Annotated in this window: 23 protein-coding genes; 15 read left to right on the forward strand and 8 right to left on the reverse strand. The window is 71.5% G+C overall.

Features of this window, described 5'->3' with window-relative positions:
* The first annotated feature begins 16 nt into the window (after positions 1–16).
* From CP984_RS38095 to shc, 5 genes are all read left to right on the forward strand, one after another.
* Complete coding sequence (locus tag CP984_RS38095; protein ID WP_003981446.1) at positions 17–2,437, forward strand: CHAT domain-containing protein; 2,421 nt, start codon at positions 17–19, stop codon at positions 2,435–2,437.
* A complete protein-coding gene (locus CP984_RS38100) occupies positions 2,434–2,898 on the forward strand; it encodes a hypothetical protein (RefSeq protein ID WP_003981445.1) in 465 nt (154 codons plus the stop codon). The genes CP984_RS38095 and CP984_RS38100 overlap by 4 nt, the downstream gene beginning before the upstream one ends.
* Before the next feature lie 75 nt (positions 2,899–2,973).
* Positions 2,974–3,375 carry a CD225/dispanin family protein gene (locus CP984_RS38105; RefSeq protein WP_078575625.1) on the forward strand — a complete coding sequence of 134 codons (402 nt, stop codon included), beginning with the start codon at positions 2,974–2,976 and terminating at the stop codon, positions 3,373–3,375.
* Positions 3,376–3,377: 2 nt separating this feature from the next.
* The gene (locus CP984_RS38110; protein ID WP_050504542.1) at positions 3,378–3,749 is read left to right on the forward strand and encodes a DUF2752 domain-containing protein; all 372 of its coding nucleotides are present in this window, start codon (positions 3,378–3,380) and stop codon (positions 3,747–3,749) included.
* 167 nt (positions 3,750–3,916) lie between these two features.
* Positions 3,917–5,863, forward strand: a complete 1,947-nt coding sequence (gene shc / locus CP984_RS38115; protein ID WP_003981443.1) for a squalene--hopene cyclase — start codon at positions 3,917–3,919, stop codon at positions 5,861–5,863.
* Here shc and CP984_RS38120 read toward each other — a convergent pair.
* From CP984_RS38120 to CP984_RS38140, 5 genes are all read right to left on the reverse strand, one after another.
* Entirely contained in the window at positions 5,860–6,708 is an 849-nt protein-coding gene (locus CP984_RS38120) for a hypothetical protein (protein ID WP_003981442.1), read from the reverse strand. The two genes, shc and CP984_RS38120, sit on opposite strands and share 4 nt — an antisense overlap.
* On the reverse strand, positions 6,705–7,340 hold the full coding sequence (locus tag CP984_RS38125) for an ATP-binding cassette domain-containing protein (protein WP_086026223.1): 636 nt from the start codon (positions 7,338–7,340) through the stop codon (positions 6,705–6,707). Before CP984_RS38125 ends, CP984_RS38120 begins: the two co-directional genes overlap by 4 nt.
* Before the next feature lie 15 nt (positions 7,341–7,355).
* Complete coding sequence (locus tag CP984_RS38130; protein ID WP_003981440.1) at positions 7,356–8,255, reverse strand: UbiA family prenyltransferase; 900 nt, start codon at positions 8,253–8,255, stop codon at positions 7,356–7,358.
* Between the two features lie 82 nt (positions 8,256–8,337).
* Positions 8,338–9,405, reverse strand: a complete 1,068-nt coding sequence (locus CP984_RS38135; protein ID WP_003981439.1) for a polyprenyl synthetase family protein — start codon at positions 9,403–9,405, stop codon at positions 8,338–8,340.
* A gap of 282 nt (positions 9,406–9,687) precedes the next feature.
* Positions 9,688–10,755 carry a type I phosphomannose isomerase catalytic subunit gene (locus tag CP984_RS38140; protein WP_003981438.1) on the reverse strand — a complete coding sequence of 356 codons (1,068 nt, stop codon included), beginning with the start codon at positions 10,753–10,755 and terminating at the stop codon, positions 9,688–9,690.
* Positions 10,756–10,957: 202 nt separating this feature from the next.
* Between CP984_RS38140 and CP984_RS38145 the strand changes: the two genes are divergently transcribed.
* Positions 10,958–11,131 carry a CsbD family protein gene (locus CP984_RS38145; RefSeq protein WP_003981437.1) on the forward strand — a complete coding sequence of 58 codons (174 nt, stop codon included), beginning with the start codon at positions 10,958–10,960 and terminating at the stop codon, positions 11,129–11,131.
* Positions 11,132–11,242: 111 nt separating this feature from the next.
* Here CP984_RS38145 and CP984_RS38150 read toward each other — a convergent pair whose 3' ends face one another.
* Positions 11,243–11,629, reverse strand: coding sequence for a VOC family protein (locus CP984_RS38150; protein WP_003981436.1), 387 nt, complete (start codon positions 11,627–11,629; stop codon positions 11,243–11,245).
* Between the two features lie 260 nt (positions 11,630–11,889).
* Between CP984_RS38150 and CP984_RS38155 the strand changes: the two genes are divergently transcribed.
* The 5 genes from CP984_RS38155 (at position 11,890) to CP984_RS38170 (ending at position 16,990) form a co-directional block, all read left to right on the forward strand.
* Positions 11,890–12,960: a hypothetical protein gene (locus tag CP984_RS38155; protein ID WP_226048749.1), complete on the forward strand. Its 1,071-nt coding sequence runs from the start codon at positions 11,890–11,892 to the stop codon at positions 12,958–12,960.
* 197 nt (positions 12,961–13,157) lie between these two features.
* Positions 13,158–14,246 (forward strand): hypothetical protein, encoded by a 1,089-nt coding sequence (locus CP984_RS38160; protein WP_003981434.1) that lies wholly within the window; start codon positions 13,158–13,160, stop codon positions 14,244–14,246.
* A 22-nt stretch (positions 14,247–14,268) separates the two neighbouring features.
* On the forward strand, positions 14,269–14,997 hold the full coding sequence (locus CP984_RS38165; protein WP_125522748.1) for a hypothetical protein: 729 nt from the start codon (positions 14,269–14,271) through the stop codon (positions 14,995–14,997).
* A gap of 12 nt (positions 14,998–15,009) precedes the next feature.
* The gene (locus CP984_RS41665; RefSeq protein ID WP_003981432.1) at positions 15,010–15,777 is read left to right on the forward strand and encodes a hypothetical protein; all 768 of its coding nucleotides are present in this window, start codon (positions 15,010–15,012) and stop codon (positions 15,775–15,777) included.
* A 109-nt stretch (positions 15,778–15,886) separates the two neighbouring features.
* Complete coding sequence (locus CP984_RS38170; protein WP_003981431.1) at positions 15,887–16,990, forward strand: M14 family metallopeptidase; 1,104 nt, start codon at positions 15,887–15,889, stop codon at positions 16,988–16,990.
* Positions 16,991–17,066: 76 nt separating this feature from the next.
* On the opposite strand, the gene CP984_RS38175 is transcribed toward CP984_RS38170, so the two are convergent.
* Together CP984_RS38175 and CP984_RS38180 are read right to left on the reverse strand one after the other, a co-directional pair.
* On the reverse strand, positions 17,067–18,314 hold the full coding sequence (locus tag CP984_RS38175) for an ATP-grasp domain-containing protein (protein ID WP_003981430.1): 1,248 nt from the start codon (positions 18,312–18,314) through the stop codon (positions 17,067–17,069).
* 347 nt (positions 18,315–18,661) lie between these two features.
* On the reverse strand, positions 18,662–20,020 hold the full coding sequence (locus CP984_RS38180) for an MFS transporter (protein WP_003981429.1): 1,359 nt from the start codon (positions 20,018–20,020) through the stop codon (positions 18,662–18,664).
* A 526-nt stretch (positions 20,021–20,546) separates the two neighbouring features.
* On the opposite strand from CP984_RS38180, the gene CP984_RS38185 reads away from it, so the two are divergent.
* From CP984_RS38185 to CP984_RS38200, 4 genes are all read left to right on the forward strand, one after another.
* On the forward strand, positions 20,547–21,854 hold the full coding sequence (locus CP984_RS38185; RefSeq protein ID WP_003981428.1) for a hydroxyacid-oxoacid transhydrogenase: 1,308 nt from the start codon (positions 20,547–20,549) through the stop codon (positions 21,852–21,854).
* A gap of 68 nt (positions 21,855–21,922) precedes the next feature.
* Entirely contained in the window at positions 21,923–23,380 is a 1,458-nt protein-coding gene (locus tag CP984_RS38190) for an aldehyde dehydrogenase family protein (protein ID WP_100246541.1), read from the forward strand.
* A 145-nt stretch (positions 23,381–23,525) separates the two neighbouring features.
* Positions 23,526–23,996, forward strand: coding sequence for a LuxR C-terminal-related transcriptional regulator (locus CP984_RS38195; RefSeq protein ID WP_197049348.1), 471 nt, complete (start codon positions 23,526–23,528; stop codon positions 23,994–23,996).
* Between the two features lie 77 nt (positions 23,997–24,073).
* Positions 24,074–25,048 carry a GlxA family transcriptional regulator gene (locus tag CP984_RS38200; RefSeq protein ID WP_003981425.1) on the forward strand — a complete coding sequence of 325 codons (975 nt, stop codon included), beginning with the start codon at positions 24,074–24,076 and terminating at the stop codon, positions 25,046–25,048.
* Positions 25,049–25,052 lie beyond the last annotated feature (4 nt).

The following is a 25,052-nucleotide window of genomic DNA, read 5'->3' on the forward strand; positions in this document are numbered from 1 at the left end:
ACGTGGAGGTAGCGGTATGGGGGGACTGCCGTTTCGCCTGGACGTCTTCGAGGTCCGGGACGAGTGGGTGATCATGTGTACGTCGCCGCTCGGCCGGGCCAGCGCCAAGGTGCGCCCGCCCTACGGGCCCGACGAGCTGCGGCTGATGCTCGCCGAGGTCCGGATGGCCCTGATCAGATCGGCCAGCCCGGTCATCACCCGCCGCGCCTCGCTGGTCGAGAAAAGCGTCCGGGATTTCGGTGAACGGCTCTCCGACACCGTGCTGACCGGCGACATCCGGCTGCTCTTCGACCGCTGCCGGGAGCACGCCCGGCAGCAGGACGAACCGCTGCGCGTCGTGCTGGGCCTGGACGGGCCGCAGGTCTCCGGCATCCCCTGGGAGTTCGCGATCGACCCGTACGCGCGCGACAGCTACCTCGGCCTGCGGGTGCCGGTCGTCCGCTCCCCGCAGCTGATGGGTGCCCCCGCGCCGGTGTGTGTGACGCCGCCGCTGCGTGTCCTCGGCGTGATCTCCCGGCCCACCGATCTGCCCGCGCTCCAGAGCGAACGCGAACGCGACGAGATCACCCAGGCGCTCCAGCGGGTGAGCACCGATGTGGCCGTGGACTGGCTGCGCGGTGACAGCTGGCAGGAACTGGCCGAGGCGGTCCGCGACCGCGCCCCGCACGTCCTGCACTTCGTCGGCCACGGCGGCTTCGACCCCGAGACCGAGTCCGGGTACCTGGAACTGTCCGCCGAGGACGGCACCGCGATGCACGTCTCCGGCACGGACCTGGGCCGCCTGATCCACGACAGTCCCCAGCTGCGGCTGGTCGTGCTGAACGCCTGCGAGTCGGCGACCAGCGGCGCCGAGGGCGTCTTCAGCAGCACCGCCGCGAAGATCATGCGGGAGGGGGTGCCGGCGGTGGTCGCGATGCAGTACGAGATCACCGACCCGGCCGCGCTCGCCTTCGCGTCGTCCTTCTACACCGGCATGGCCCGCGGGCGCCCGGTCGACCGGGCGATGACGCTGGCGCGCGAGAGCGTGAAGATGACGCTGCCCGGCAGCCTGGAGTGGGCGACGCCGGTGCTGTTCCTGCGGTCCGACGAGACACAGCTGTTCGTCGTACCGGAGCGCGCGGAGCAGGCGGAGCCGTCCGGCGCGGGGGAGCGGGGCGCAGCGCCGTCGGCCGCATCCGGCGGCGATGTGGGGAGCCTGGCGTCCGAACGGACCGTGCCCCAGCGGGCGCCCGGTTCCGGCCCGCCGCCGGGCGGCGCCGTGCCCCGACCGTCCGCGCAGCCCCCGCCCGCGTACCCGCCGTACCAGCCACAGCCAGCCTCCGAACAGCCCTGGGCGGCCGGTGTACGGGACAAGTTCGCACGCTACATCCGCAGCCGGCCGGTCACACCGCAGCCCGGCCCCGTGCCCAGCGCGTCCGCCGCCCAGGGCGCCCGCACCGTCCCGCCGCAACCCACCACACCACCCGGGGACACCGCCCCGTCCGCCACCTCCACCGCGCCACCCGCGTACACACCCCCGGTGTTCACCTCGCGCTCCGCCGACCGCCCCCGTACGCCCGGACTGCTCCCCGGCCTCGGCCCGTGCACGCAGGTCGCCATCGGCCCGCGCGACCTGCTCGCCGCCGCCTGCCTGGACGGCTCGCTGCGGGTCTTCCGGCTGGACCCGCCGGAACTGCTGGCGGAGTGCGCCGTCCGGCAGCACGGCCCGGTGCTGCGCCTGGCCTGGAGCCCGTGGCCCCGCCACATCGCCACCCTCCACGAGAACGGCACCACCGTCGTCTGGGACCTGGAGACGGAAGTGCCCGTACAGACGCTTCCGGGACGCGCCGGACAGATCACCGCACTGGCCTTCAGCGGCGACGGCCGCTGGCTCGCCATGGCGGGCGGCGACCGCATCCTGGTGCACGACACGAACGGCCGTATCGTCCGCAGCCTGTCGGCCGCCCCGGCGCCGCTGGCACCCTGCCTGGCCTTCGCACCCGGCGACCGGCACCTGCTGGCCGGCACCGCCGACGGCGCCGTACGCCGGCTCGACGTGCACGGACGCACCACCGTGCACTGGCCCCACCCGCAGCCGGTCTGCGCCTTCGCGGTCAGCGCCGACCGGCTCGCCACCGGCAGCCCGGACGGCCGGGTCCGCGCCTGGACCTGGAGCGGTCGGCTGCTGCACCGCGTCCACCAGGGCGGCGCCGTACGGGAGTTGGCGTTCGCTCCGGACGGCGCGGCGCTCGCGGTGGCGAGCGACGACGGCGTCCTCGTCCGCTGGAACCACGACGGCACCCCGCAGCACCGCGCCGAACTGACCGGGCGCCCGGTGGGCGTCGCCTGCACCGGCCGGGACGGCGCGGTGCTCACCGCGACCGACGACGGCGTCGTACGGATTCACCCGAGCACCGCCGCCCCCACCGGGCCGGACCGCCCCGAAGAGGCCACATGACCGACATCGAGATCTTCTGGCCCGCGGCGTACCCGCTCGACGCGGTGCACGCCACCGACGACCTGCTGCGCGAGGCCGGCATCCAGGCCACCTACCGGCGCGCGCCGATGCGCCGCGGACCGGAGACCTACGCGCTGGTGCTGCTGGCCGGGCACACGCTCCAGCCCTTTCTGCGCGCCGTGTTCGAACGGGTCGGTGAGGACGCGTACACCGGACTGCGCGGCTTCGTCCGCCGCCTGATCGGACGCAAGCCCGCCGTGGACGCCCCCGACGGCGTGGTCTTCGAATGCGTCCGCACCCGCGCCCAGTTCGTCTTCACCCACGGCCTGCCGGACGCCGCCTACCGGCAGGCCCTGGCGCTCGACCCGGGCACCGCACCGGGCCGGTGGGCCTGGCAGCACGAGCGGCAGACCTGGATCCGCTTCGAGGAACGCACCGAGACCGCCGGTCCCGCCGGCTGATCCCCCGCCCGTCGTACGGCCGGGGCGACCGGCAGCCCGTACGGCCGAACGATCCGACTGGAGAAGGAGGCCGTCATGGCCTATCCGCAAGGTCCGCCCGGCGAGGACTGGGGCGGCAACACCCCCTACACCGGCAACACCCCCTATGACGGCCAGTCCCAGCAGCCGCCCACCGGACCGCCACCGCCGCCGCAGTACCAGCCGCAGTACGGCCCCGGATACCAGCAGTACGCCAGGCCGCCGCAGAACTACCTCGTCCCGGCCATCCTGGTGACCCTGCTCTGCTTCCTGCCCACCGGCATCGCCGCCATCATCTACGCCACCCAGGCCAACGCGAAGTTCAACACGGGCGACTACGCCGGCGCCGAGCAGGCAGCCGGGAAGGCGAAGATGTGGACGTTCATCAGCCTGGGGGTCGGCCTGTTCGTCCTGCTGATCGTCATCATCTCCAGCGCGGCGGGGGGAGGCGGCTACTGACCGTGCCGCCGCACCCCGCCCGGCGCCGGACGGGCGCGGCCTGGTCCGGCGCCGTGCTGTTCGCCGCCCTGACCGCACTGGTGGCCCTGCGCGACCCGGAAGCGCCCGGACACTACCCCGGTTGCCCGTTCCGCGCCCTCACCGGACTGTCCTGCCCCGGCTGCGGCACGCTGCGGGCCCTGCACGCCCTCACCCGGGGCGATGTGGCCGCGGCCCTCGCCCACAACGCCCTCTTCGTGGCGGCCCTGCCGCTGATCCTGCTCTCCTGGCTGCGCGCGGTCCGGGGCCGGCCGCCGGTCCTGACCTCGGTGTGGGCGGGCGTGGCGGCCGTGGCCGTGCTGCTGCTCTGGGGCGTGCTGCGGAACTGCGTATGAGCGGGCGGGTGAGGTGTCCAGGTCCCGGCTGTGCGGCAGGCAGGTGAAACCCGTACTCCCGGTGTGTCTTTTCGCCGCTTACGGATAGTTCTGCGGCATGTGTGCCGGGCGGCGACCGCCGTCGCGGCACGGACGCATCCGGATCACCAGCGAAGTGCGGGAGTGCCATGACGACGACGGCCGACGACGCGCCACGCGAGAAGGGGCCGCTCCCGGCGGCGGAGGAGGAGGCGGCGCGGCGGGCGGTACGGCGGGCGGCGGACCACCTGCTGAGCCGCCGGCACACCGGGGGCTGGTGGGAGGAGGAGTTCACGACGGACGTGAGCTACGACGCCCACGACCTGTTCCTGCGGCATGTTCTGGGCATTCTGGACGAACGGGTGGCCACCGCCGGCGGGCGGTGGATCCGTTCGCAGCAGAGTGCCGACGGCTCCTGGCCCCTGGTCTTCGGGGGAGCCGGACACCTGGGGACCACCGTCCAGGCGTACGTGGCGCTCCGGCTGGCCGGCCACCGTCCGGACGAGGACCACATGGGCCGGTGCGCGGCCTGGGTGCGCGAGCAGGGCGGCGTGGCCGCCGCTCCGCTGGAGGCCCACGTGTGGCTCGCCATGTGCGGCCTGTGGTGCTGGGACGACCTTCCGGAGATCCCGCCGGAGATCATCGCCCTGCCCACATGGGCACCGCTGAACATCTACGCCTTCAGCTCCATCATGCGCCAGGCACTCGTATCGCTCGGTGTCATCAGCGCGTACCGGCCCGTGCAGCCGGTCCCCTTCGGCATCGACGAACTCTTCGTCCCGTCCGACGGCACTCCCGTACGCCCGGTGTCGGCGCCCATCACCAGGTGGGCCGGTGTCTTCCAGCGCGCGAACACCGTGCTGCGCGCGGGCCGCAGGATCACCCCGCGCGCGGTGCGCCGGATCGCCACGAACATGTGTGCCCGCTGGCTCCTCGAACGCCAGGAGACGGACGGCAGCTGGGGAGCGTGCACGCCCATCACCACATGGGTGACGCTCGCACTGCACCTGCACGGTTACGCACCGGACCACCCGGTGCTCAAGGCCGCGTTGCGCTTCTTGGACGAGAGCGCCTCCTGGCCCGAGGACGACATGCGGAAACTGCGGACCGTCCGCAGCCCGGTGTGGGACACCGGGCTGGCCGTCACGGCACTGCTCGATGCGGGCCTGGACGCCGGCCACCCCGCACTGGTCGGCGCCGCCGACTGGCTGCTGGCCCGGCAGAGCGACCGGCCCGGCGACTGGACCGCACGGCGGCCCCGCCTCGCTCCGGGCGGCTGGGCCTTCCAGTTCCACAACCGGACCTACCCCGACAACGATGACACCTCCGAGGTGGTCCTCGCCCTGCTCCGGATCGAGCACCCCGACCGGGCACGCGTCGACGACGCGGTGCGCGACGCGGTGCGCTGGTGCCTCGGCATGCAGAGCGCGGACGGCGGGTGGGCGGCCTTCGACGTCGACAACGCCAGTGCGCTGCCCGGCAAGCTCCCCTTCTTCGACTTCGGTGAGTACTGCGTCGACGCGCCCACCGCCGACATCACCGCCCACGTGGTGGAGATGCTGGCCGCCGCGGGGATGGCCGACGACCCCCGCACCCGGCGCGCCGTGCAATGGCTGCTCGGCCGGCAGGAGGACGACGGCGCGTGGTTCGGACGCTGGGGTGTCAACCATGTCTACGGCACCGGCTGCGTCCTGCCGGCACTCATCGCCGCCGGGACGCCCTGCGGCCATCCCGCCGTCCGGCGCGCCGTCACCTGGCTGACGTCCGTGCAGAACGACGACGGCGGCTGGGGCGAGGACTGGGAGTCCTACGCCGATCCGGGGCGCGTCGGCCGTGGCCCGTCCGTCCCGTCGCAGACCGCCTGGGCCCTGCTCGCGCTGCTCGCCGCGGGGGAACGCGACAGCGCCGCGGTGCGCTCCGGGGTGCGCTGGCTGACCGGACGGCAGACCGACGACGGTACGTGGGAGGAGCCGGAGTTCACCGGCGTGCTCGTTCCCCGGGCCGTGGCCTGCCGGTACGGGTACTACCGGCATGTCTTCCCCCTGATGGCGCTGGGCCGCTACGTCCACCGGCGCGACGCGGCGGCCACTCGCTAGCGGGAGCGCCGGACGGCGGTCCGCGCGGCCGCCTCGGACGGCCCGGCCGCGGTCACCGGTGCGGGAATCCCGGTGGCCGCGGCGGCGCCCGTGCAGTGGGAGCGGGTGCGGAGGTGGAAGACGAGCAGGGCCAGGGCGCTGGTCGCGGCGGACCAGGCGAGCGAGAGCAGGCCGTACGACCAGGGGGTACGGGAGGTGAACGCCGCCGCCAGCGCCATGCGGTCCGCGCCGTACAGAGGCAGCATTTCCAGGCCGGACAGGTCGACCACGTTGAGGACCGGGTTCTGCAGACCGGTGTCGACCAGGGCGAGCATGATGACCAGGAAGAAACCTTCCAGCTCACCGCGGACCAACGAGCCCAGGAGCAGGCCGATGCCGCCGTAGGCGAGGCCGGCCCCCAGGAGGCCGAGACCCAGGGGCCCCACCTGCCGCACGGGGACCGAGGCCGACAGGACGACCGTGGTGTACAGCGCCAGGAGCGCGGAAACCAGGGCGACGGCGGTGACCTTCGCCAGCAGCATCGGCAGGCGCGGGTAGCCGGCCAGCAGCAGCCGGCGGTCCATCTCCCCGGCCTTGAACGTCTCCATGAACATCACGAATCCGGTGACCAGGGTGACGGCGGCGAGCGCGTTGGCGACCTGGCTGACGTGACTCGCCCGGGCGACGGCGTCGGTGCCGGGGGAGCCCAGGGAGAAGCGCACCGGCCGGTCCGAGGAGCACAGGCGGGCCACGGCGATCCATACGGGGATGAACGCGACCGCCAGCAGGAGGGCCATGCGGTTGCGCAGCTGGCCGATCAGTGTGCAGCGCAGCATCTCGGTGAACGCCGCCGGGTGCCGCCTCATCGGATGGGCTCCTCGAAGGACAGGCGGCCCTCCCGCAAGTGTCCGACCGCGTCGAAATGGTGGAGGTCGTGCAGCAGATGGGAGACCACGACGATCGACCGGCCCGCATCGCGCAGGCCCGCGGCCAGCGCCCAGAAACGCTGGTGGGTGTCCCAGTCGAAGCCCTGGTACGGCTCGTCGAGCACCAGCAGCTGCGGGTCGTGCATCAGCGCGAGCAGCAGGTTCAGCTTCTGCCGCGTCCCGCCGCTCAGTTCGCCGGGCCGCAGGCGCTCGCAGCCGGCGAACGCCAGCAGATTTATCAGCTCGTGGGCCCGCGCCAGGGTCGGCAGCCGGTAGGCCACCTGGAACAGCCGCAGATGCTGCAGGACGGTGAACGAGTCGTTCAGTACGGCACGTTGCGGGCAGTACCCGACCGCCCCGGCGCGCGCCACCGTGCCCGTGTCGGGCGTCAGTTCGCCCACCGCGATGCGCAGCAGCGTGCTCTTGCCCGAGCCGTTCTCCCCGACGACACCGACCAGCGCCCCGGCCGGCACGTCCAGGTCGGCGCCGCGCAGCACGTGTCTGCGTCCGTACGCCTTCCACACGCCCCTGATCCGCAGCCGCGGCTGCCGCTCGGTCCCCTCTCCTGGCACGTCGGGCCCTTTCGTTCAGCGGAGTGTGTAGATGGAGGCGGCGAGGGCGAAGGTGTACCACTGCTCCACCAGGCGGTAGCTGCGCTGGTCGTGCTCCGGGCCGCGCAGCAGCCAGACCCGGGCCGCCAGCACCAGGCTCAGGCCGCACAGGAGGACATCGCTGGCGACGAGCCACCAGTGCGCGCCGGCGGGCGCCATCAGGAAGGAGTGGATGAAGACGGGGCCGACGGCGAAGCCGGCGCACAGGAAGCCCCGGGTGGGCAGCTCGCCGAAGACCAGGGGCATCGTGGAGCGGCGGACCACGCGGTCACCGTGCATGTCGCGCAGGTCCTGGACGGACATCAGGAAGGTCACCGTGATCGTCAGCGTCCAGATCCAGCGCCAGGCGTCCGGCGTGAGCACGGTGACGATCTCCCACGCGGCCGCCAGCTGGGCGATGACGCCGATCCCGGCGTACAGGTTCCTGCCCACCCAGTGGCGGCCCCAACCGTACTCGTGTTGCAGCAGGGACAGGATCTGCCACATCAGCGCCCACTTCAGGACGCCCAGGCAGTAGCCGTACACGGGGAAGGCGATACGTACGGCGACCAGGCGCAGCCGGGCGCCCCGGATGGTGCTCTCGCCGGTGACCAGCGGCCGGAAGGGCTTGTTGTGGCGGTCCTCCTCGACGCCGACGAGCTGGTTGGCCAGGGTGTGCTCGTAGATGAACAGCCAGAAGTACACCGCCCCCAGGACCACGGTGACCGCGGCCTCGCGCGGGGACAGCCGCGCGTGGACGGCCGCCGCCGCGACGAAGCAGGTGCCGGGGAAGATGGTGGTCCAGCGGTCGACGCGGATGAACAGCCAGCTCAGCCGGATCTCCCGCCAGACGGTCAGCAGCGCCGTCGCGGGAGCGCTCGTCGTGGGCGTCGTCATGGGGCGGCTCCGTACTGGTCGGGCGGTGGTTCCGGGCCCGCGCGCCCCGGCGCCGGCCGGTGGGCGGGACGGGGCCGCCGCGTCATGCCGTCCGATGGACGGCCGCTTCCGCGACGGCCTTGAGCGTGCTGACCGCCCCATGGGCGAAGGGCGCTGTGTCCAGGGCGTGGAGGGCCTGCTCGTACCGCTTCTCGATCATCCGCTCCACCGCGGCGCGGGCCCCGGTGCTCGTGAGGATGTCGCGGACCTCCGCCGCCTCCGGCTCGCCCAGCTGGGGGTCGCCGATCACCGCGCGCAGCCGCTTGGCCTGGGCGGGCGTGGCGTCCCGCAGGGCCCGGACGATGAGGCTGGTGCACTTGCCCTCGCGCAGATCGTCCAGGTGCGACTTGCCCATGTGGTCCGGGTCGCCGAACACCCCGAGCACGTCGTCCCGGAGCTGGAACGCCTCGCCGAGCGGTACGCCGTAGGCGCTGCAGGCGTCCATGAGCCGCGGGTCGGCGCCGGCCAGGGCGGCCCCGACCTGTAGGGGCCGCTCGATGGTGTACTTGGCCGTCTTGTAGCGGACGACGGTCAGCGCGGTCTCCAGGCTCACGTCGAGGTCGCCGGTGGTCAGCAGGTCCAGGTGCTGGCCGGCGATCAGTTCGGCCCGCGCCAGGTCGACGACGCGCAGGACGGCGACGCGGTGCGCGTCGGGCATCCGGGTGGTGTGCAGCAGCTCGTCGGACCAGACGAGGGCCAGGTCGCCCACCAGGATGGCGCCACTGGTGCCGAATCGTTCGGCCATCTCCGGCAGGGGATGGCGGTCGGCGAGTATCCGGTGGACCGAGGGGCGCCCGCGACGGCTGTCGGCCGCGTCCATGATGTCGTCGTGCACGAGGGCGCAGGCGTGCGCCAACTCGATGGAGGCGGCCAGCCGTACGGCCTGCGCGGGGTCCCCGTCCCCGCCCGCCGCCCGCCAGCCGGCCACGCACAGCAGCGGCCGGACCCGTTTTCCGCCCTCGATGAAGTCCCGCAGCAGCAGGACCAGCGCCGACTGGCCGGGCACCGCGGCGCTCTGCGCCCGCTCCGTCAGGAAGGTGCACAGCAGGTCGTCGATGGCCGCGCGGGGAGCGAAGAACTCGGACTCGACCGGGAGTGTCTCAGTACGCATCGGAAAGGTGCGCCACGGGTCCGGGAACCGGCGTGGGCGCCCGCCCGGGGAGGAGGAAGGCCGCCGGGGGCCGGGGCGGCCGGATATGGTTGTCGTTCATTCATCCCATCCTTTTGATCGTCACCGGCCCGTGCGTCCGCACGGAGCGGGGGCGTAGTTGGTGTACACCGGAGTCCGCGACAAATTCCCCACACGGGAATCTTTTACCTATTTGCCGTAATCACCCAGAAGATCACCTTCTGGGTGGAGCGGCGGATGACCGGCCGGTGCGGTGCCCCGCGGCTACCCCAGCCCCTCGCCCAGCGCGGCGATCGCCCCGGGGGAGTGGCCCGCCGCGAGCAGCGGGGCGCGGACATCGCGCTCCAGGTCGGGCAGGTAGCCGAGGAGCACGTCGGCGGGGCCGTGGATGCGGACGCCGGAGACCGTGGCGGCGGGCAGCAGAAGCGTCTCGGCGGGGCCGAGGGATTCCCGTACCGCCCCGCACGTCACCTCCGTCGCGGCGCCGATGTTGCTGAGCACCACACAGGTGTCGAACGCCGGCACCGCGGAGCCCGGCGCCCGGACCCGCCAGTTCTCCAGCGCGAAATACGGCCCGGCGCACAGCATCCGCCGCGCCACGCCGCCCTCCGACGGCAGCCGCAGCCCGGGGTGGAAATCCGGCCGGTGCTCCGGCCGCCACTCGCGCAGCAGCGCCTCGATGTTGGCCCGCCACTGCCCGTCGTCGATCGGGGCCCCGTCCTCCATGCGGTGGCGCATCGCGTGCTGCTGGAGGTCGGAGGTCTGCTCGATCTCGTACACGAGGGTGCCGGGCCCGAAACTGTGCGGTGTACCGCCCGGTACGTACAGAGTCTGACCGGCGTGCACCGGCAGGCGCCGCAGCACCGCGTCGAAGTCCTGGCCGAGCAGTGCCTGCCGCAGCCGGTCGTGGTCCACCCCGGGCCGTACCCCGGCGAGCGCGGTGGTGCCGGGCGGCGCGTACAGGATGTGCCACGCCTCCGTCTTGCCGTTCGGCTCGCCCTCCTGCTCGCGCGCCGCCGTGTCGTCGGGGTGCAGATGGACCGGCAGCGGCCGGTGGGCGTCGATGAACTTCGTCAGCAGCGGAAACCGGGGCCCGCGCCAGCCCCGGCCGACCAGCTCGTCCGGGTGGCCCAGGGCCAGCTCCCGCAGCGTGTGCCCGGCCAGCGCCCCGTTCAGGACATGGGCGTGCTCGCCCTCGACATCACTGACCTCCCACGTCTCCGCGACCGGCCCGTCCGGCAGCCCGGCCCGGCCGAGCCGCTCGGGGATGGCCCGGCCGCCGAAGACATGCTGCTTGACCGGGGTGGTCAGCCGCATCGGGTACCAGTTCACGGTCCGAGTACACCCGGTTCTCCGCCGTACCGGCCGCATTACCCCGCCCCTGGCGCGCCCCGCACGCGGCCGCGACGGGCCCGTACCCAAGCGGCGCGGAACCCCGTCCGGAATCCGCACCGGATCCGCCTGTTTACGGTCCCGGCGCACGGGCACGCGATGCACTGTCAAGGAAACGGCTCGACCGAAAAGGAGCGCGACCATGACCGCCGACAAGAAGGCTTCCAGCAAGGCCGAGCGCGCCAAGGGCGCCGTGAAGGAAAACGTCGGCCGTGCGGTCGGCAACGAGCGCATGACGGCGGAAGGCCGCGCGGAACGCGCCAAGGGCGATATACGCGAGGCCGGTGAAAAGGCGAAGGACGCGTTCAAGCGGTGACGCCTGTGTGACGCGCTTGCGCGCCGCATAATGCGGGCGGTGGCCCGGCGGGAAATCCCGCCGGGCCACCGCCCGTTTTACGCATGGACGAGGTCCGGTGGGCCGCCGCCCTTACGCCTCCTGGTCCTGCGGGTACCACCGCAGTTCGACCGTGTTGCCGTCCGGGTCCCGTACGTAGACGGACTGCGCGTTGCCCCGGGCGCCGAACCGCTGCCCGGGTCCGTCGACCACCGTGAGGGCACCGGAGTCGATCACCTCCTGCCAGTCCAGCGGCTCCACGACCAGACAGATGTGGTCGACGTTGGACTCGCCCCGGTCGCCTTCGAGGAGGTCGATGATCGTGGTCGGACTCACCCGTACCGAGGGGAACGGCACCTTCCCGGCGCGCCACTCCTCGACGCGCACCGGCTCCAGCCCCAGCGGACCGCAGTAGAAGCCGAGGGCGCGCTCGGCGTCCGCGACGTTGAGGACCAGGTGATCGAAGGCGATGACGCGCATGCGGAGGTGCTCCCTGTGATCGTGACGACCGCCGGACGGCGGTTCTTACCGGACAGTAGCGGTGGAAGCGGCGGACCCGCGATCGGTCGTTGGGCCTCCTTCCGAAGTCCCGGTGGAGCGGCGGCCGTCGGGCGGCCGCGCGGCGCCGACCGAACAGGACGCGGGCGCAGGGACCAATGTCCTATAGCGGAGCAACTCCGCGGTCGGCCAAAGTAATGACCACGCCGAGGAAATACGCAGAGGCCATGACGGGAGTGATCGTGTCCGCACAGATAACCATTGATCCCGGCCGGTTCAGCCAGTTCGGTGAAGCCACCGGAAGCAGCTTCTGCCTGGTCACGAATTCCGAACTGGTCGACCGGTTCGACATCGCCCGGACGGCTCCCTACCGGGAATTCCTCACCATCACGATGGACCGGGGGGACGACTTCACCGAAATCCTCGGCAAGAAGATCCCGGAACCCGCGCATGTGCTGGTGATATCGCCCTACAGATTCTTCGAATCGCCGGACCCCGATCTGGTGGGACAGCGGAAGATCATGGGCATGGCGTGCAACTCGACGCCCACCGGCCTCGACGAGATCCGGCACTTCCTCGGTGTGATGGAGCGGACCTCGGCGGCCGACCAGGCGGCGTTCTGCGACACCTTCTTCGAACTGGCCGAGGACTCCGAGCACCTGGTCTACGCGGACCCGGCGCACGGCACCCGCGCCACCCTCGACCACCTGCGCGACGGCCTGGTGTGGAACCAGCAGGCCGGACCGCTGGACTGGGGCGACCAGCAGATCGTGCCGTCCGGCGAGGTCAGCGTACTGCCGGTCGAGATCAGAGAGTTCGACGAGGCACTGAAACTGCCGCTGGAGGGTGAGATCACGCTGCGCGGATACCCGATCCTGCACAGCGGCACCCCCTCCTTCTCCCGGGCCGACCAGGCGCGCATCCACTCCCGGCTCTGGTCGATGCGCGACAACGCGATCAAGGCCGTCGTCGAGGACGGCAGGATCACGAGCCTGGAGGCGCTGGACGCCGGAGCGGCGCCGGCGGTGGCGATGCTGGAGCAGATGTTCGCCGTGGACTCCCGCTACCGGATCGTGTGGGAGATCGGCCACGCCCTCAACGTCTCGCACGACATCCTGCCCGGCAACCACGCCATGAACGAGGTGTACGGCGGCACCGAGGGCTGCCTGCACTACGGGCTCGGCCTCACCCCGTACACCCAGTACCACCTGGACATCATCGTGCCCGGCACCCGCGTGCTGACCAGCAATGGAGTCGCGGTGCTCGGCCGCCTGGACCACCCCACCGCCGAGCGGGTCGTCTCCGTCTCCTAGCGGAGCGCCACCGCACGGCCCGGCGGGGTGAATACAAGGAAATAAAAAACACAGGAGGTGACTGGCCATGAAGAAGATCAAGGTGCAGAAGAACCGCAACTACCTGGGCACGCTCCTGGGCTGAGTACCGACCCACGGCGGGGCAGGAACCACGCCCCGCCGTGGGGTTCTCACTGTCGTTTCTAGGGAGTGCGCCCGTGCCACCGCTGGACATCACGACAAGCGACCTCGGCCAGTTCGGCGCGCCGGCCGAGACGTTCTGCCTGATCACGACTGAACAGTACGCCGAGCCGCTTTCCCTGCTGCCCGGTGACGGATGCTCGCGCGTACTGCGCCTGACGCTCCCGCCCGGCGCGCGCCTGGGCGAGGTCATCGAGCGGAGCGTCCCCGAGGGCGCGCACGTGCTGGCGGTCTGCCCCGGGCGGTTCCTCGACTCGCCGGCCGAACGGGAACTGGGCGGGCGCAAGCTGGCCGTGCTGCCGGCCGGATCCACGCCGCTGACCGGGGAACAGATCAGCTACTTCCTGCGCACCGCCGCCCGTACCGACGCGGACCGACAGGCGCGGGTGGCCGAGGAGTTCTTCGACCGGGTGGGGGAGAGCCGCCGCCTGACGATCGTCGACGCCGCCTCCGGCACCGAGGCCGAGTTCGACCACGAGCTCGGCGACTGCGTCTGGAACCAGCAGGCCGGCGTCATGGAACCGGGCGACCAGCAGATCTTCCCGCCGGGAAAGCTCAGCGTCACCGCCGCGGAGATCACCACCTTCGCGCCGGACGCCCGGCTGCTCGGCCTCAACGGGGACCTGACCCTGCGCGGCTGGCCCATCGTCCACCGTCACGAGGATCCGGCCGACGGCCCCGACCAGCAGCGGCTGTTCGAAGCGCTCACGCCGCTCGTCGCCAACGCCGTGACCCTGCACATCACCGCCGGCAGCATCGAGGGCGTCACCCCGCAGACGGCGGCGGCCGCACCGGCCGCCGCGGAGCTGGACAAGCTCCTCACCGACGACCCGCGCTACCGCGTCATCTGGGAACTCGGCTTCGGGATCAACACCACCACGGAGGTCATCCCGGCGAACTGCGGCCCCAACGAGGTGTACGGCGCGACCGGTGGCGTCGTCAACCTCGGCCTGGGCGTCACTCCGGCGACGCGCTTCGCCCTGGCCTTCCTCTGCCCCCGCAGCTCGCTGCTGACCTCGGACGGAACCGCCGTGCTCGGCGCCCGCAAGGCGGTACGCCGCGGCCGGATGCAGCGCATCTCCAGTGCCGGCTGCGGCTGCCACTGACCCCCAAGGAGGAATGCACGCCATGACGAGCAACCCCGAACTGCGCAAGAAGGTCGACGCGCTCCTCGACACCTTCATCAAGGACTTCTACGAGACGGTCCCGTACGCCCAGCACCAGAAGAACGCCGCCGAGCTGAACCTCGACTACTACAAGCGCCACAACATCGAGACGATCCTGCGGCTACGCCGCAAGCGGACCGTGGACGCGCTGGCCATCAAGTACTTCACCAAGGTGGACCCGGTGCAGGCCAAGGCGTGGGCGCACTACACCGACGACGAGATGCTGCACGACCGGCTGTTCGCGGCCGACCTCGCCAAGGTCGGGGTCACCAAGGACCAGATCTACTCCACCGAGCCGATGCTCTCCACCAAGCTGCTCACCGGATACCTCCAGTACGGCATGGAATTCGACGACAGCCCGCTGGCGCTGATCACCAGCGTCTACTTCGTGGAGTACGTCACCACCCGCACCCAGCCCGAATGGCTGGACAACCTGGGCACCGTCCTCGGCGAGGAGAACGTCAAGGGCGCCCGCGCCCATGTCAACACCGACCTCGACGACGACCACGACGACTTCGTGTGGCGGGTGCTGTCCACGCTGATCACGTCGGAGGCCGACGAGCAGCGGGTCACCGAACACCTCAACCACATCTACTGGCTGTGGAAGCTGTACTTCGTGGAGCTGCACCAGCTCACCGTGGTCGGCAGGAGCGACGCGCAGATCCCGCTGCCCACCGCGGCCGACGTCTGAGCGGGGACGGCGGTGGCTGACAACGGCCGTGCCGCACGGCCGGACGGGCGGCGGGGAGTCGAGATCCTGACCCTGCCGCCCGGCCGGGACCTGCCGACCGAGACCGAGAAGCGGATCGTGGACGGCCTGGTCCTCGCCATGCCCGGGCTGCGCACCCGCCAACTCTTCACGCTCCGCCGCGACATGCTGACCAAGGCCGATTACGTCGTCGTCGGGGTGGACCGCGAGCGCGACCGGGTCGTGGCGCTGCTCACCTCACGATGGGCGGAGCTGCCGTCGGGGCGCGGCTGCCTGCACATCATGATCCAGTTCGTGGGTGACGCGTACCGCAACGGGGTGGTGTTCAAGGAGAGCTGGGCGGCGCACTTCGCCCGGCTGCTCGCCGACGGGCGCCCGTTCCCCGAGGTGATCGCGCTCAAGACGTACAACCCCGTGGTGCACCGCGCGATGTCGGCGTTCAGCGGTCACCCGGACATCTCGATGTATCCGGACCTCACCGGCAAGGACGACAGTCAGGAGGCCCTGGCGGCCGAGGTCGCCGCGGCACTCGCGCCCGGAGCGCCCTTCGACCCGGTCCGCGGGGTCATCCCCGGCATCGGCCGCCCGCTCGACCTGTACCGGGAGCGGCCGCTGAGCCATGTGCCCGACACCAACCGGTACTTCGCCGAGCACACCGAGCCGGGCGACCGGGTGCTGTGCCTGCTGCACGTGCCCACGGAGGCAGGGGCGCACTCGATCCTCACGGCCCTCGGGGTGCCGCTGCCCTCGGCGCGGTGCTGAGCCCCACCCGGCCGACCGGGCCCGGCGCCCCCTGCGGGGCTCCGGGCCCGTCGGCGTCCCCACCGGCGACGTTCTCCATCCATCAGGGACCCCAGGAACGCGAGGCAGCATGTCTGACGAGACTCCCCCCGACTTCGCGCCCGACTACGCCCGGGCCCGCGCCGACTTCCTGGCGGCGGCCCAGGAGGCGGGCGCACGCCTGAGGACCTTCGTCCTGCCCGGCCACCGCGGGCCCGACGGCGGCGAACTCGCCGTGGACACCGCCTATCTGGGGCCGCTCGGCCCGGCGAAGCTGCTGGTGACGGTCTCCGGAACGCACGGCATCGAGGGCTTTTGCGGTTCGGCCTGCCAGACCCGCATCCTGCTGCGGGAAGGTGTCGCGAAGGCCGCCACGGGGCCCACGACCGGCGTGCTGCTGGTGCACGGACTCAACCCGTACGGCTTCGCCTACCTGCGGCGCGTCAACGAGGACAACATCGACCTCAACCGCAACTTCGTCAACCACCACGCCCCGCCGCACAACGACTCCTACGACGCCGTGCACGGCACGCTGGTGCCGGCGGAGGGCGGCGAGTTCGCCCCCGACGAGCTGGTCGCGAACCTCACCGCGCTGCGCGAGCGGCTCGGTCCGCAGCGTCTCCAGGAAGCCGTGACCCGGGGTCAGTACCGCCATCCCGACGGCCTGTTCTACGGCGGGCAGGCGCCGGCCTGGTCCCGGCGGGTGTTCGAGACGGTGGTGGCCGAGCAGATGGCGGGCGCGGCCCACATCGGATACATCGACCTGCACACCGGGCTGGGCGAGCGCGGGGCCGGGGAACCCATCTTCCGCGGCGGCCGCGACCCGGACGCCCACCAGCGGGCCCGCCGCTGGTACGGCGAGGCGCTCACCGCCTCGGAGGAGGGCACGTCCTCCTCCACACCGATCGTCGGCAACACGGCGACCGCCGTGGCGGACGGCCTCGGCGCCGGCAGCCGGCTGACCGCGATCACCCTGGAGTTCGGCACCCAGCCGGGGCCCCAGGTGCTGCTGGCGCTGTGCGCCGACGCCTGGCTGCACCGGCACCATGCCCCGGCCGAGGCCGTACGGTCGGACCTCAAGCAGCTGATCCGTGACGCCTTCTGCCCCGGCGACGCCGACTGGCGCGGACAGGTGCTCCGGCGGGCGCGGGAGGTCTTCGGCCAGGCCATCGCCGGGCTCGCCGACGACAAGTAGACCGCCGGCCGAACGGCCCGGTCACACCGGAGGGGGCTGCCCACCGGCGCGACCGGGCCGTTCGGCCGTGCCGCCGTCAGACCAGGCCGGGTGGATCGATGACCACCTTGGCCTCGATCTCCCGCACCCGCTTGGTGTCCTGGTCGAGGGTCTCCTGATCGGGGGCGGAGAGCAGCACCCAGCCGAGGGTGGTGAACAGGTCCTCGGTCTTGGGCACCCGGGAGCCGTTGGGGTAGCGGCAGGCCAGCTTCTGGAACGAGGCCAGCTCGCGCGCCGCGTCGAGCACCTCAGCGTTGCTCATGGTGCCGCTGTTGGCCGCGGAGAGCCACACCACCCGGGTGGGCCGCACGATCTCGTATCCGGGGGTGAAGGCGGAGTCCAGATGATGCCGCACGGCGCGGTCGATCTGGCAGTCTCCCGTTGCGAGCCGTGCGGCCTGCTGCGCACAGCCCCCGTCGAGACGCGCCGCGATCTCGATCAGCCGGGGCCCGTCGTCCGTCAGCATGATCTCGGTGTGGGTGCATCCCGTACGGATGCCGACCGCGTCGGCGACCTGGCGCGTGTAGGACTCCAGGACGCCGACCAGCGGGTCGTCGGGCTGCAGGTAGTCCTCCGCGTCGTAGACCCCGATGCGGTTCCCCCTGGCCGACTTGCTGTACCGGACCACGGCCACCAGCCCCATCCGCCCGTCGACGGAGTAGGTGTCCACGACGAACTCGGTTCCCGGGGCGAACTCCTGGATGACGATGCTGTCGTTCGTCAGGTCGAACATGTTGACCGAGCCCAGCAGCCGCCGGAAGGAGGGCCGCCAGTCCTCGCCGGCCTCCACCTTGTGCACCCCGTCGGTCCCGCCGCTGCACCGGGGCTTGAGCACCAGCGCCTGCCCCTCCAGGCCGTTCTCCCGCAGCCAGCCCGCCGCTTCCTCCTCGCTCGCGGTGGCGAACGTGCGCAGGTGCGGAACGCCCGCGCTCGCCACGGCCTGGGCCATGGGCCACTTGTCACGGCGCGCCGCGGACAGTGCGGGGACATTTCCGGCCCCGGGGGTGAGTTCTTCGACCACTGCGTCCACGAGCCTGACCGCGGACTCGTTGCCGGGAATGACGGCGACCGGATCATAGCCGCGCACGGTCTCGGCGAGCTTCGCGAAGTCACCGTCGTAAAAGTGCGTCGCGTGGAAAGCCTCCGGCTTCCAGCCGTGCAGATACGATTTCAGCGGCGCCGGTGTGCTGAGCACCGCCACCGGTTCGACCCCCCGGGCCCGAAAGGCGTTGGCGTACTCGGCGGCCTCGGAATAGGGGTCGATCAGGACTACATGGCGTGGCATCTGTGTGCTTCCCCTTCTGCGATGGTTCCCGCTGCTGATGCGGTGTTCCGGTGTGGGTGTGCGGCGTCCGTCCCAGGTCCTGTCGGCGAATTCCTGTCGTTCGTCCGGAGGGCGGGCCGCGCGGCGTCTGGTGCACTCCTCTGCGCTCCGTCTCGCCTCTTCGATCCGTCTTCGGAAGCCGCGCCGATCGCAAGGCGGAGGGTCTTCCCGGTACTGGGTGTACCGGGAAGAACCCGACAACGGTGGAGGTCCCCCCCCCCCCGCGCCGTGCAGGCGTGGGGGAATGGGGGCACTTCCCAGCGGTGGCTGGGGGAGTCGCGCGGCAGGCGGGAATTCGACGACAGGGCCTAGGTCGCCGTACGGATCTCCGCGTCGGCCGTCCCGGAACCGCCGGTCCCGCCCCTCCTGTTCTCGCCTTTCTGGTCTTCGCCGTCGGCCCGGTCCGTGGCCCCGTCCGCCGTTTCGGCCTTCGGGCGCACCCCGCCCCATGCGGCGGCTCCGGCGATCAGGCCCACGATTCCGCAGCCGATCCACAGTCCTTCCTGGAAGCGGTTCCAGATCATCACGCCGATGAACGGGCCGATGGCGCTGCCGAGTCCGTACAGGGCGTTGGAGGCCCCCAGGTAGCGGCCCCGCAGTCCGGGCGGGCCCGCCTGTGCGGGATAGGCGAAGAACAGGGACGGATAGCCGATGATCTCGCCGAGCGACCAGACGAGGGTGGCGATCACGAGCGCGGCCAGGCCCCAGGGCAGCGCGTACATGCTCATACCGATGCCGGTCAGCAGGACACCGATGATCACGGCGGTACGGATCCGCCAGCGCTGCACCACCTTGGCGACCAGGAGTTCGCAGGCGATGACGAGGAAGCCGTTCAGCGCGATCAGCACCGCGTAGACCTCGACGCCCATGCCGAGGTGACGCACCGTCAGCGGCAGGGCCGAGATGTGCTGGATGTAGATCACGGAGCTGACGAACATCGCCAGCAGGAACATCAGATAGCGGCGGTCGGCCAGCACCGCCAGATACGAGGCCCGGGGTGCCTTTCCGCCGTCGCCCGTGCCGTCGTCCGCCGGCCCGGCCGTATCCGGTGCGACATGCGGCAGGGTGGTCGCGACCACCGTGGAGAAGATCACCACGGCCAGTGCCTCGCCCCAGAACAGGAAGTCCCAGGAAATCTTCACGAGCGCGGCGCCCAGCAGGGGCGCGGCCGTCGTGCCGAGGTTGATCGCCAGACGGCCCATCGCGAAGATCATGACGTGCCGCTCGGTCGGCGTGAGGTGGCTGATCACGCTGGTGGAGGCGGGCTGGTAGGCCATGCTGGCCGCACCGCTGACGCCGATGACCGCGAGGATGGCCCAGTAGTTGTCCAGATACAGGACGCAGGGGAGTAGCACGGCCGACCCCAGCAGGGTGGACACGATCGTCAGCCGCGGCCCGAGCCGGTCGGACATCCCGCCGCCGATCAGCGTGCCGAGCACAGCGCCCCCGCCGTACGCCCCGAGCGCGGCGCCCGCCTGGGTGTCGGAGAAGCCGCGATGGGTCAGATACAGCACCATGAAGACCTGCACGAAGCCGCCGAGCCGGTTGATCATGGTGCCGGCCAGCAGGGACTTCACCGCTGTGGGGGACTCGCGCCAGACCTGCCGCACGCCCGCGTGCTGCTTCCCGGCCCCGTCCGACGCTTTCGTCGCGTTGTTCTGTGCCATGCGACTCACTGTGCGGACGGAGCGATGCCCGCAACAGTGGCAGCACTGACGAGGAACCTCGAATTCCTGCCATCGCCGTACGGTGCGCCCGCCGGGAAGCGGGCGGTCGCGAGGGCGCCGGCGTCCTGCGGGCGGATGGCCGGGATCCGCCCCTGCCGACCGCCCCTGAAGGAAGAATTCCGGCACGGTGACCGTGGTCCCGGCAGTACTCTCACGTCACGCGAATACGGGCGCAAAGTGGAGCGATGCGAGGCTTCGGCGGCCCCGGGCGCACGGCCGGCCACCGCTGCCGGTCACTGTTCCGCAAGATTGCCGGAAGCGCTTACCAGGACTATCCGGCCATAGGACCAGGGTCCTATGGCGTGACCGAAATCGACTGTCTACTATGGCCCTCATCCGGTCGAATTCAGTGTGAACCAAACCGGTTTGACCGAGTCGCCTGAGTTATTCAGTTCTGCGTCACTGTTCTCCATGTTTTCCATGGACCAGAATTCCAAGTTCAGGGAATGAAGACGGGGGTTGGGCCGTGGCATCGTCCGGGTGGGCCGAAAACGCGCCGGAACAAGAACGCATTATCAGCTGGCAGGCTCCTCCGCTGAAATTCGGTGTCGGCGCCACCCGGGAGATCGGCCACGCGCTGCGCACGTCCGGCATCACCTCGGTGCTGTTGGTGACCGACCCCGTCCTGGTCGGTCTCGGGCTGCCCGCCCGCGTCGCCAAGCAGATCGAGCAGGAAGGGATCTCGGTCGCGCTGTTCGACCGGGCCCGGGTGGAACCCACCGACGAGAGCTGCGCCGAGGCGGCCAGGGAACTGGCGGCCCTCCAGGTGGACGGCTACGTCGGTCTCGGCGGCGGCAGCTCGATCGACACCGCCAAGATGCTGAACCTGCTGCTGAGTTACCCCGGCCGCCCGGTACGCGACTACCTAAACGCCCCCATCGGCGCCGGGTCCCCGATCCCCGGCCCGCTCAAGCCGCTGGTCGCGGTGCCCACCACGGCCGGCAGCGGCAGCGAGTGCACCGCCATGGTCGCCCTCGGCGTCACGGGCCTGAACGTGAAGACCGGCATCAGCGACCCGCGGCTGCTGCCCGCCCTCGCGCTGGTCGACCCGGCGAACACGCTGACCCTGCCCCCGGCGGTCACCGCCGCGTCCGGGTACGACGTCCTGACGCACGCCTGCGAGTCGTACACCGCGCGCGCCTACGACCGGCGCCCTCCGTACCCCACGCCGGCGGACCGCCCCCTGTACATCGGCGCCAACCCGATCAGCGACGTATGGGCGGAGCAGGCGCTCGCCTTGGTGGGCCGCTATCTCCGGCGGGCCGTGCTCAACCCCGACGATCTGGAAGCCCGTACGGGAATGAGCCGGGCCGCGAGCTTCGCGGGCATGGGATTCGGCAATGCCGGAACCCACATTCCGCATGCCTGCGCCTACCCGATCGCCGGGCTGGTCCGCGATTACCGGCCGGCCGGATACGAAGTCGACCACGCCATGGTCCCGCACGGAGCCGCGGTCGTCTCCACCGCGGCGGCGGCATTCGAATTCACGTATCCGACCTCCCCCGAACGCCATTTGCGCGCCGCGGAATTGCTCGGTGCGAATCTCGCCGGGGTCACCACGGCCAACGGCGCGGACGTGCTTCCGGCGACCCTGCTGAGCCTCGTGGCGGACACCGGAGGGCCCGGCGGCCTGCGGGACTTCGGCTACGGCGCCAAGGACGTACGCCATCTCGTCGAGGGCGCGCTCAAGCAGCAGCGGCTGCTGGTGTGCTGCCCGCGCGACGTCGCGGCGCGCGATCTCGAAAGGGTCATCGTCGGCTCGATGGCCCGCTGACGGCCGAGCACCACCCCACCGCCCCACGCCCCGCCTCCCCCCCCCGCGTCAAGGAGCTGGATAGAGCCGTGAGTCACGCATGTCTACCGGAGCACGCGGCGGTCATCGCGGGGAAGAGGGTGCCCACCGAGCGGTGGATCGACGTCCTCGATCCGTCGGACGCCCGCCCCTTCGCACGGGTCGCCCGGTGCGGTACGGGCGAGGTCCGCTCGGCCGTGGAGGCGGCCCGGCAGGCGTACGAGACGGTCTGGCGGTTCGTGACACCGGTGGAGCGGTCCCGGATCTGCCGGCGGATCGCCGACGCGCTGCGCGGTGAGCGCGCGGAACTGGCCCGGCTGGAGACCCTCGACACCGGCAAGCCGATCGGCCAGGCGCTGACGGACGCCGATGTCGCCGCCCGGTACTTCGACTTCTACGCCAACGCCGTGGAGTCGCTCGGTGGCGAAACGATTCAGCAGCGGCCGGACCGGCTGGCCTTCACCCTCCGCGAACCGTACGGCGTGTGCGGGCACATCATCCCCTGGAACTACCCGCTGCAGATCGCCGCCAGGACCCTGGCCCCGGCCCTCGCCGCGGGCAACTGCTGTGTCCTCAAACCCGCCGAGGACGCGCCCCTGACCTCGCTCCGCCTGGCCGCCCTCGCCGAAGAGGCGGGACTCCCGGCGGGCGTCCTGAACGTCGTGCCCGGCTACGGAGAGGAAGCGGGAGCCGCCCTCGCCGCGGACCCCGGCGTGGACCGCATCGCGTTCACCGGCTCGCGGGAGGTCGGCGAGGCCGTCATGACCGCCGCCGCGCGAAACATCGTGCCGGTCACCCTGGAACTGGGCGGAAAGTCACCGCATGTGGTGCTCCCCGACTACGACGCCGCACGGGCGGTGCCGCAGATCGTGGAGGCGATCACGGAGCACGCCGGCCAGAACTGCAGCGCCGGGAGCCGGCTGATCGTCCACCGGTCCGTGCACGACGAGCTGGTGTCCGCCCTCGCCGAGCGGTTCCGCGCCCTGCGCATCGGCCCGGGCATCGACGATCCCGACATGGGGCCGCTCATCTCCGCGAAGCAGCGTGCGAGGGTCCTCGCCCACCTGGCCGAGGCCCGCCGGGACACCGAGGTCGTCGTCGGCGGGGGCGTGCCCGGGGGAGCGGCGTACGCGGACGGCTTCTACGTGGAGCCCACGATCCTCGCCCGGGTGACGCCCCGGCACCGCGTCTTCAACGAGGAGATCTTCGGCCCGGTCCTGTGCGTGACGGCCTTCGACACGCTGGACGAGGCGGTCGCCCTGGCGGAACACACCACGTACGGGCTGGCCGCCGGGGTCTGGACCTCCGACGTGACCACGGCCCACTGGCTCGCCGGACGGCTGCGGGTGGGCCAGGTGTTCGTGAACGACTACAGCGCGGCCGGGGGAGTCGAGCTGCCGTTCGGCGGCTACCGGCGCTCCGGAATCGGCGTGGAGAAGGGGCTGGAGGCGCTGCGCGAATACACGCGGTGCAAGACGGTCGCGATCCACGCGCGGAATCCTGCTTGACCCACCCGCACGGTCCCCCGAGCCCTGCGCAAAGCCCGGGCCATGCGGGGAAGCCCGAGCGTCAAGGGAATCACGAATCGACCCATCCAAGTCGACGGAGGGAATTCGTAGAATGTCAGGTGTTGCGCGAGGGGCTGTTGCGGAGTTGAGTTATCACCAGTGCTGCGAGTTCTGCGGCGCGCCGTCCAGACCCGTGGCGGCCCTGGTCAAAGTGGTCGCCAACGTGTACAAGGCGCTCGGCGAGGCCCGGGACGCGCTCGAAGTCCAGGGGCAGTTGATAAAGGACCTGCGGGCGGCCGCGAGGCCGTCCCCCTCCGAAGGGGTCCGCGCGGCCCGCGCGGCACTCGACCTCCTGACGGCCCGTGAGCGCCAGATTCTGGTGCTCATATCCCAGGGGAATTCCAATCGCAGTGTCGCCAGGGCGCTCGGAATCTCCGAGAAGACGGTGAAGAACCACCTGTCCGCGCTCTTCACCAAGGCGGGTGTTTCCGACCGCACGCAAGCGGTCGTATTGGGCATCCGCAGCGGGATCGTCTCCCTCGACGAACCCTTCGGCGATGCGCCGCCGCCCGCCGCCCCGCGTGCGGGTCTCCCCGCCGATTCAGGTTCACGCTGAGAGTATGGGCGCCGATCCGGCCATGGAACAGTGTGAAGGCTGTCAGAACCCCACGCTTTACTGCCACATTGGGTCCCATGCTGGAGAATGTAGCCGCGGTCCTGCTGGAGAACGTCCATCCATTCGAGCTGGGCGTCATCTGCGAAGTATTCGGGATCGATCGCAGGGAGGAGGGGCTGCCCGCCTACGACTTCGCGCTCGTCGCCGCGGAGTCCTCGTCGGTACGGGCGGTGCCCGGGTTCACCATCAGCACGCCCTACGGCCTCGACCGGCTGGAGGACGCCGACCTCATCGCCATCCCGGTCGGGGACGACTTCCACACCAGGGACTTCCCGCCCGCCCTGCTGGAAGCCCTGCGCCAGGCGGTGGCCCGGGGGGCCCGGGTGGTCAGCGTCTGCGTCGGCGCCTTCGTCCTGGGCGCCGCCGGGCTGCTCGACGGACGGCGCTGCACCACACACTGGCGCTACGCCGACGCGCTCGCCGAGCGCTTCCCCAAGGCCGGGGTCGAACCGGGAGTGCTCTACGTGGACGAGGACCCGATCCTCACCTCGGCCGGCACCTCGGCGGGCATCGACGCCTGCCTCCACCTGGTGCGCAAGCTCCAGGGCAGCGACGTCGCCAACGCCATCGCCCGGCGCATGGTGGTGCCCCCGCACCGGGAGGGCGGCCAGGCCCAGTACATCGAGCGGCCGGTCGCCCACTGCGGGGAGGACGGCGTACGCGAGGCGCTGGTCTGGGCCGAGATGAACCTGGACCAGGAGATCAGCGTGGAGCAGCTGTCGGCGCGGGCCTGTATGTCGCCGCGCACCTTCGCCCGCCGTTTCCGGACGGAGACGGGCACCACCCCCTACCGCTGGCTGCTGGCGCAGCGGGTGCTGAGCGCCCAGCGGCTGCTGGAGAACACCGACGAGACGATGGAGGCGATCGCGGCCCGTACGGGATTCGCCAACGCGGCGGCCCTGCGGTACCAGTTCGTGCGGTCCCTCAACACCACCCCGCACGCGTACCGGCGTGCCTTCCGGGGGCGGTTGTCCGGCACCACCAGGCAATGAAGCC

The sequence above is a fragment of the Streptomyces rimosus genome (genome assembly GCF_008704655.1).
In the GTDB taxonomy this organism is placed as follows: Bacteria; Actinomycetota; Actinomycetes; order Streptomycetales; family Streptomycetaceae; genus Streptomyces; species Streptomyces rimosus.

What these genes read in the sequence shown, in the direction of transcription:
- CP984_RS38095 (WP_003981446.1), top strand. Translation starts at nt 17, where the DNA reads ATGGGGGGACTGCCGTTTCGCCTGGACGTCTTCGAGGTCCGGGACGAG.
- CP984_RS38100 (WP_003981445.1), top strand. Translation starts at nt 2,434, where the DNA reads ATGACCGACATCGAGATCTTCTGGCCCGCGGCGTACCCGCTCGACGCG.
- CP984_RS38105 (WP_078575625.1), top strand. Translation starts at nt 2,974, where the DNA reads ATGGCCTATCCGCAAGGTCCGCCCGGCGAGGACTGGGGCGGCAACACC.
- shc (WP_003981443.1), top strand. Translation starts at nt 3,917, where the DNA reads ATGACGACGACGGCCGACGACGCGCCACGCGAGAAGGGGCCGCTCCCG.
- CP984_RS38120 (WP_003981442.1), bottom strand. Translation starts at nt 6,708, where the DNA reads ATGAGGCGGCACCCGGCGGCGTTCACCGAGATGCTGCGCTGCACACTG.
- CP984_RS38130 (WP_003981440.1), bottom strand. Translation starts at nt 8,255, where the DNA reads ATGACGACGCCCACGACGAGCGCTCCCGCGACGGCGCTGCTGACCGTC.
- CP984_RS38135 (WP_003981439.1), bottom strand. Translation starts at nt 9,405, where the DNA reads ATGCGTACTGAGACACTCCCGGTCGAGTCCGAGTTCTTCGCTCCCCGC.
- CP984_RS38145 (WP_003981437.1), top strand. Translation starts at nt 10,958, where the DNA reads ATGACCGCCGACAAGAAGGCTTCCAGCAAGGCCGAGCGCGCCAAGGGC.
- CP984_RS38150 (WP_003981436.1), bottom strand. Translation starts at nt 11,629, where the DNA reads ATGCGCGTCATCGCCTTCGATCACCTGGTCCTCAACGTCGCGGACGCC.
- CP984_RS38165 (WP_125522748.1), top strand. Translation starts at nt 14,269, where the DNA reads ATGACGAGCAACCCCGAACTGCGCAAGAAGGTCGACGCGCTCCTCGAC.
- CP984_RS38170 (WP_003981431.1), top strand. Translation starts at nt 15,887, where the DNA reads ATGTCTGACGAGACTCCCCCCGACTTCGCGCCCGACTACGCCCGGGCC.
- CP984_RS38175 (WP_003981430.1), bottom strand. Translation starts at nt 18,314, where the DNA reads ATGCCACGCCATGTAGTCCTGATCGACCCCTATTCCGAGGCCGCCGAG.
- CP984_RS38180 (WP_003981429.1), bottom strand. Translation starts at nt 20,020, where the DNA reads ATGGCACAGAACAACGCGACGAAAGCGTCGGACGGGGCCGGGAAGCAG.
- CP984_RS38200 (WP_003981425.1), top strand. Translation starts at nt 24,074, where the DNA reads ATGCTGGAGAATGTAGCCGCGGTCCTGCTGGAGAACGTCCATCCATTC.